Origin of the sequence: Streptomyces sp. NPDC052079 (assembly GCF_040680275.1) — a bacterium.
In the GTDB taxonomy this organism is placed as follows: domain Bacteria; phylum Actinomycetota; class Actinomycetes; order Streptomycetales; family Streptomycetaceae; genus Streptomyces.
On sequence record NZ_JBFAWL010000048.1, the window covers coordinates 1 to 8,296 of the forward strand.

General features: G+C 72.9%; 1 protein-coding gene. It reads right to left on the reverse strand.

The genetic code is table 11. The annotated features are described in order from the left end of the window. A partial coding sequence (locus AB0L56_RS31400) for an amino acid adenylation domain-containing protein (protein WP_365429523.1) occupies positions 1-8,296 on the reverse strand: 8,296 nt, incomplete at both ends.

Genomic DNA, 8,296 nt, shown 5'->3' on the forward strand with positions numbered 1-8,296 from the left:
ACATCACGAGAGGTGTCGATCCACTCCCCCAACACCAAACCCCGCTCGGCATCCGAGAGCACCTCCACACCACCAACCCGCACACCCGGATCACCGGCCACGGCCTCCAACACCCGCACCAACCGCCCCGCCAACGCCTCCGCGGTCACCTCATCGAACAGATCCGTGCTGAACTCGAGGACACCGGCGATGCCGTCGGGACGCGCGTCCGGGGCGTGTTGTTCGACCATGCGGAAGAGGAGGTCGAACTTGGCCGCGCCCGTCGGCAGCGGCTGCTGCCGCACGGTGAGGCCGGACAGGCTCCGGGCCGCTTCGGCCGCGGCCTGCTGGTCGAGGTTGTTCCAGGTGAGCATGGTCTGGAACAGGGGGTGGCGGGACATCGACCGCTCGGGGTTGAGGACCTCCACCAGCCGCTCGAAGGGCACGTCCTGGTGGGCGTAGGCCGCCAGGTCGAACTCCTTCACCCGGCCCACCAGTTCGCGGAAGGAAGGATCGCCCGACAGGTCGGCGCGCAGCACCAGCGTGTTCACGAAGAAGCCGACCAGGTCCTCCACCGCGTCGTCGGTGCGGCCCGCGATCGGCGTACCGATCGGGATGTCGGTGCCCGCGCCCAGCCGCGACAGCAGCGTGGCCAGCGCCGACTGCACGACCATGAACACGCTCGCGCCGCTCTCCCGCGCCAGCGCCACCAGCCGCTCGTGGATCTCCTGGGGAACGGAGAAGGCGACTCGGCCGCCTCGCTGTGAGGCGATGTCGCCGCGGGGACGGTCGGTGGGAAGGGCCAGTTCCTCCGGGAGCCCGGCCAGGGCCTCGCGCCAGAAGGTGACCTGGCGTGCGATGACGCTGTCCGGGTCGTCCTCGGAGCCCAGCACCTCGCGCTGCCACAGCGTGAAGTCCGCGTACTGCACGGGCAGTTCGGCCCAGGCCGGAGCGGCGCCCGCGCAGCGAGCCGCGTACGCGGCGGTCAGATCGCGGGCGAGCGGGCCCGCGGACCAGCCGTCGCCCGCGATGTGGTGCACCAGCACCAACAGCACATGCTGCTCCGGCCCCAGCTCGAACAGCCGAGCACGCAAAGGAAGTTCCACCGCGAGATCGAACGTGTAGCGGGCCGTCGAGGTCAGTGCCTCGGTGAGGCCGTCCTCATCCGTGTGGGCGGTGTGCAGTTCGGGGCGGGCCGCCTCGGGCGGCAAAACGACCTGGTGGGCGCCCTGGGCGTCCTCGGCGAAGACGGTGCGCAGCGACTCGTGGCGGGCCACGAGATCGTGCAGCGCCGCGGTCAGTGCCGTCCGGTCCAGCGGGCCGTCGAGGCGCAGCGCCGTCGGCATGTTGTAGGTGGGGCTGGGGCCTTCCAGGCGGTTCAGGAACCACAGCCGCTGCTGCGCGTAGGAGAGCGGGATCCGGGCCGGCCGCTCCGCCCTGGTCAGCGGTCGCCGGCCGGGCCCGGACGCGGTGTCCAGGACGGCGCCGAGCCGGGCCACCGTCGGGCGTTCGAATAGCTGCCGTACGGAGAGTTCGACGTCGAGCGTGGAGCGGATGCGGCTCACCAGGCGGGTGGCGAGCAGCGAGTGGCCGCCCAGATCGAAGAAACCGTCGTCGATGCCGACCCGCTCCACGCCGAGCACCTCGGCGAACAGACCGCACAGGATCTCCTCGCGCGGCGAGCGCGGCGCCCGGCCCGTGGGCTGTGCCGTGCTGTCGGGAGCGGGCAGGGCGCGGCGGTCCAGCTTGCCGTTCGGGGTCAGCGGCAGCGCGTCCAGGGGGACGAACGCCGACGGCACCATGTACTCCGGCAGACGGCGGGCCGCATACTCGCGGAGCGCCGCCGGATCGGCGGTGCCGGTGACGTAGGTGACCAGCCGCCGGTCACCCGGCGTGTCCTCACGGACCAGGACCGCGGCGCGTGTCACGGACTCGTGGCCGAGCAGGACGGCCTCGATCTCGCCGGGCTCGATGCGGTGGCCGCGCACCTTGACCTGGTGGTCGACGCGGCCGAGGTACTCCAGCTCACCGTCGGCCGACCAGCGCACCAGGTCACCGGTGCGGTACATGCGGGTGCCGGGCGTGCCGTGGGGGTCGGCGACGAAGCGCTCCGCCGTCAGGGCCGGCCGGTCCAGGTAGCCGCGGGCCAGGCCCGCACCGGCGATGTACAGCTCGCCCGCCACCCCGGCGGGCACCGGGCGCAGGGCCGCGTCCAGCACGTAGACGCGGGTGTTGGCGATCGGCCGTCCGATCGAGCCCCTGCGTGCGCTGTCGGTGTCGACGTCTCCGGCGGTGGACCAGATCGTGGTCTCCGTCGGCCCATAGACGTTGGTGACGGACCGCGCGTGCCGGACGAGGGACGCCGCGAGGTCAGCGGGCAGCGCTTCGCCGCCGACGAACACCCTGATGCCCGACAGTGCGGTCGCGTGCTCGTCCACGATCTGGTGCCAGAGGCTGGGCGTCGCCTGCACGACCGAGATCCCGGCCGCGTCGATCAGCTCGGCCAGGGCCCGCGGGTCGCGCACCGTGTCCCGGTCCGCGAGCACCACGGCGGCTCCGGCCAGCAGGGGTACGTACAGTTCGAGCGCCGCTATGTCAAAGCCGACGGTCGTCACAGCGAGCAGCCGCTCGTCCGGCGTCAGCGCACACCGCTCCCCCAGGTCCTGGAGGAAGTTGGCGAGTGCGGCATGTCCGACGACGACGCCCTTGGGCCGTCCCGTGGAACCCGAGGTGTAGATCACGTACGCGGCAGACGCGAGCGGGACCGGCGGCAGGTCGGCCACATCGAGGCCGGCGAGGTCCGCGGCGGCGAGCCACTCCTCGTCGACCACGAGCACGGGTCGCGCGTCGTCGATCATGTAGGCGATGCGCTGGTCCGGGAAGTCGGGGTCGAGCGGCACATAGGCCGCGCCGGACTTCAGGACGGCGAGCAGGACGGTCACCAGGTCGGCTGAGCGCGGCAGCCGGACGGCGACCCGCCGCTCGGGACCGGCGCCGTGCCGCACGAGCAGCCGCGCAAGCCGGTTGGCCCGTGCGTTGAGCTCGGCGTACGACAGCTCCCGGTCGCCGCAGACGACGGCGATGGCCTCGGGGGCGTCGGCGGCACGCGCTTCGAACAGCTGCGGCAAGGCGGCGCCGGGCACGGAGCGTGCGGTGTCGTTCCACCGCTGGAGCACCGTGCCGCGCTCGGCGTCCGCCATGATGTCGACCCCGCTCACGGGGAGGTCCGGTTCGGCCGCGACGGCCTCCAGGACACGGACGAACCGCTCCGCGATCCGGGCGGCCGAGTCGCGGTTGTGGAGATCGGTGCTGAACCCCAGCGCGCCGTGCAGTCCACCGCCGTCGCCGGTGCGCTCCTCAAGGGCGAAGGACAGGTCGAACTTGGCGGCCCCGGTGCCGACGGGATGTCCCGTCACGGCGAGGCCTGCCAGCGGCTGTCCGGCGGTGGCGTCGGCGCCCTGGAGGGTGCCGTCGTTCCAGGTGAGCATGGTCTGGAACAGGGGGTGGCGGGACATCGACCGCTCGGGGTTGAGGACCTCCACCAGCCGCTCGAAGGGCACGTCCTGGTGCGTGTAGGCCGCCAGGTCGAACTCCTTCACCCGGCCCACCAGTTCACGGAAGGAAGGATCGCCCGACAGGTCGGCGCGCAGCACCAGCGTGTTCACGAAGAAGCCGACCAGGTCCTCCACCGCGTCGTCGGTGCGGCCCGCGATCGGGGTGCCGATCGGGATGTCGGTGCCCGCGCCCAGCCGCGACAGCAGCGTGGCCAGCGCTGCCTGCACGACCATGAACACGCTGGCGCCGCTCTCCCGCGCCAGCGCCACCAATCGCTCGTGCACCTGGGCGGGCACCTCGAACTCCACGAAGTCGCCGCGGTAGGAGGGGGTGGCGGGCCGGGTGCGGTCCCTGGGCAGGTCCAGCTCCTCCGGGAGGCCGGCGAGCGCCTCGCGCCAGAACTCCACCTGTCCGGCGAGCGCGCTGTCGGGGTCATCCTCGGATCCCAGCACCTCACGCTGCCACAGCGTGAAGTCCGCGTACTGCACGCGCAGTTCGGCCCAGGCCGGGGCGACGCCCGCGCAGCGAGCCGCGTAGGCGGTCGTCAGGTCGCGCGAGAGCGGGCCCATCGACCAGCCGTCGCCCGCGATGTGGTGCACCGTCAGGAGAAGTGCGTGGTCCTGCTCCTCGAGCTCGAAGAGCCGGGCGCGGAAGGGAAGTTCCCGTTCCAGGTCGAACGTGCGGCGGGCGGCGGCGCGCAGCTCGGCGTCCAGCCGGGAGGCGTCGGCGACAGGCACCACGTCCAGCGCGGGCCGGGCCCCGTCGAGCGGGAGCACCCGCTGGTAGGGGCCTTCGGCGTCCTCGCCGAAGACGGTGCGAAGCGCCTCGTGCCGCCCCACCACGTCGCCCAGGGCCGCCTCGAGCGCGGTCCGGTCCAGGTCGCCGGTGAGCCGCAGCGCGGTGGGAATGTTGTACGTGGCAGTGGGGCCCTCGAAGCGATACAGGAACCAGAGCCTGCGCTGGGCGAACGACAGCGGCACCCGCTCGGGGCGGGCCACCGCCCGCACCACGCCGGCGTGTGCGCCGTGCCCGGCCTGGTCGAGCGCCGCGGCGAGCCCGGCGACCGTGGGCGTCTCGAAGAGCCGGCGCACGGCCAGTTCCACTCCGAGTGTGCTGCGGACGCGGTTGACCAGCCGGGTGGCGAGCAGGGAGTGGCCGCCCAGGTCGAAGAAGCCGTCGTCGATACCGACCCGCTCCACACCGAGCACCTCGGCGAACAGACCGCACAGGATCTCCTCGCGCGGCGACCGCGGGCCACGCCCGGTGGAGGCGTACCGCGGAGCGGGCAGGGCACGGCGGTCCAGCTTGCCGTTGGCGGTGAGCGGCAGCGCGTCCAGTTCGACGAACGCGGACGGCACCATGTAGTCCGGCAGCAGGGTTGCGACGTGGCCGCGCAGGTCGGCCGTGTCGAGGGCCCCGGCCGGCACCACGTACGCCACCAGCCGCTTGTCGCCCGGTCGGTCCTCGCGTACCAGGACGGCGCAGCGGGCCACCGAGGCATGAGCCGACAACACGGCCTCGACCTCGCCCGGCTCGATGCGGAAACCGCGCAGCTTGACCTGGTCGTCGGTGCGGCCCAGGTACTCCAGCAGGCCGTCGCGGTTCCAGCGGACGCGGTCGCCGGTGCGGTACATGCGCTCGCCCGGCGCCCCGAACGGGCAGGCGACGAACCGCTCCGCGGTCGGTCCGGGACGGTTCAGGTAACCGCGCGCGAGTCCAGCACCGGCGATATACAGCTCGCCCGCCACACCCGCCGGCACCGGACGCAGTCCGGCGTCCAGCACATAGACACGGGCGTTGGAGACCGGCCGGCCGATGGGGGCCGACTCGGGCCAGTCGCCGGTGGCGTCGGGCAGAGTCCAGGCGGTGACGACGTGCGTCTCCGTGGGCCCGTAGTGGTTGTGCAGGCGCCTGCCAGGCTGCCGCTCGTACAGGGCACGTACGGCGCCGCCGAGGGTGAGGGCCTCGCCGGCCTGGGCGACATGGGCGAGGTCCGGCAGAGCCAGGCCCTGGCGGCGGACCGCCTCGGCGAGCGCGTCGACGACCAGGTTGGGGGCGTACAGCTCCCTCACGCGGTGCCGCTGCAGCCACTCGGCCAGCCGGTCCGGGTTGTGGCGCACCTCGTCGGGGCAGGTCGCCAGCGCATTGCCGGACAGCAGCGCGGACAGGCTCTCCTGAACCGACACGTCGAAACCGACCGCGGTGAACTGCGCGGTCACCCCGCCATCGGCGGGCGGCACGGCACGCTCGTGCCAGGTCAGCAAGTTGACTACCGCCCCGGCCGGCATGACCACGCCCTTGGGGCGGCCGGTGGAACCAGAGGTGTAGATCACGTACGCCGGGTGGCCGGGGGCCGGCGGCGCGACACGCTCGGCGTCCGTCAGGTTCTCCGCGCTGTGGCCGGAGGTGTCGTTGGCGGCGAGCCAGGCCTCGTCGACGACCAGGGCCGGTGCGGCGTCCTCGATCAGCCCCGCGATGCGGTCGGCCGGATGCTGCGGGTCCAGGGGCAGATAGGCGGCACCCGTCTTCAGCACCGCCAGCATGACGACCAGCAGGTCGGCCGAGCGCGGCAGCCGCACGCCCACGAACTGCTCGGCCCCGATACCCCGGCCGGCCAGCAGCCGGGCCAGCCGGTTGGCGCGCGCGTTGAGCTCGGCGTAGCCGAGAGTGCGGTCGTCGTCGATCACGGCCGTCGCGTCCGGGGTCCGGGTCACCTGGCCCTCGAAGAGCTCCGCCGGCGAGGCCGCGGGCACCGGAGCGGACGTGTCGTTCCACTCGGTGAGGACACGCGCCTCCTCGGCGCCGGTGAGCAGTCCGGCCCGCCCAATGCCTTCCCCGGGTACGTCGACCAGGGCGCGCAGCAGGCGCACGAACCGCTCGGCGAACGTCGTGGCGCTGTCACGGTCGTAGAGGTCGGCGCTGTACTCCAGCACGCCCTGGAGTCCGCCGCCCTGCCCGGGCCGCTCGACGAAGGCGAACAGCAGGTCGAACTTGGCGATGCCCGTGCCCACGGGCATCGGCGTGACCGTCAGTCCGTCGAGGTGCGCGGACGCGTCGAAGGTCTGGTGCTGGTCCGCCGCGTTCCAGGTGAGCATGGTCTGGAAAAGGGGGTGGCGGGCCATCGACCGCTCGGGGTTGAGGACCTCCACCAGCCGCTCGAACGGCACGTCCTGGTGCGCGTAGGCGGCGAGCGCGGTGTTGCGCACCCGGCCGACGAGTTCCGCGAACGTGGGGTCGCCCGAGGTGTCGGTACGCAGCACCAGCGTGTTGACGAAGAAGCCGACAAGGTCCTCAAGGGCGCCGTCGGTACGGCCTGCGGTGGGGGTCCCCAGCGGGATGTCGGTGCCCGCGCCCAGGCGCGTCAGCAGCGCGGCCAGCGCGGCCTGCACCACCATGAACGGGCTCGCCTGCTGGGCCCGGGCCACGGCCACGACCTTGTCGTACACGTCCTGCGGGATCTCGAACGGCACCCGGCCGCCCTCGTGGGAGGAGACAGCCGGCCGCGGACGGTCGACGGGCAGCTCCAATTCCTCGGGCAGGTCGACCAGTTGCTCGCGCCAGTAGTCGATCTGGCGGACGACGGCACTGTCCTGGTCGTCCTCGGAGCCCAGCACCTCGCGCTGCCACAGCGTGAAGTCCGCGTACTGCGCGGGCAACGGCTGCCAGGCGGGCGCCGCACCGGCGCGGCGCGCCGCGTAGGCGGTGGTGAGATCACGCGCGAGCAGCGGCATGGACCAGCCGTCGCCCGCGATGTGGTGCACCAGCACCAGCAGCACATGCTCCCGCTCGCCGGCCCGGAACAGCGTCGCCCGCAGCGGCGGCTCGGCCGACAGGTCGAAGCCGTGCCGGGCGGCCTTCTCCAGCGCGGCGGGCAGTCCGGCCTCGTCCGTGCGGACGACCTCCAGCACCGGTACGGCCTCCGCGGCCTCCAGTACGCGCTGGTAGGGGCCCTCGGCGTCCTCGCCGAAGACCGTGCGCAACGACTCGTGCCGCACCACCACATCGGCCAGCGCCGCACGCAGCGCGTCATGGTCCAGCTCACCGGTCAGCCGCAGCGACACCGGCATGTTGTACGTCGGGCTCGGACCCTCGAGCCGGTGCAGGAACCAGAGCCGCTGCTGCGCGTACGAGACCGGCACCCGGTCCGGCCGGGGCAGCGCCCGCACGCCCTGCCGGGCCCCGCCCGCCGCGTCCAGCAACCCCAGCAGCTTGGACACCGACCGAGCCTCGAAGGCCTGACGGATGGTCAGCTCGTATCCGAACGCACTGCGCACCCGGCTGACCAGCCGGATGGCGAGCAGGGAGTGTCCGCCGAGCTCGAAGAAGTCGTCGTCGACACCGACCTCGGGCACGCCGAGGACGTCGGCGTACAGGCTGCGGAGGATCTCCACCCGCGGATCCGCCGGCGCCCGCACGACGAGGCTCGCGCCCGCGTCGGCGTACGTCTCGGCGGTGTACTCGGGCATGGGCAGTGCGCGGCGGTCGAGCTTGCCGTGCGCGGTCAGGGGCAGCGCGTCCAGGACGACGATCGCGGCCGGGACCATGTACTCCGGCAACGACTCGGCCAACGACTTGCGCACCAACTGAGGGTCGACCGCGGGGGCGCCCTCCTGCCGGACGACATAGCCGAGCAGCCGTCCCTCGCGGACGATGGCGGCGGCCTGGGTGATGTGCGGATGCCCGGCGAGCGCGGACTGCACCTCGCCCAGCTCGATCCGGTAGCCCCGCACCTTCACCTGATCATCCGCCCGGCCGACATACT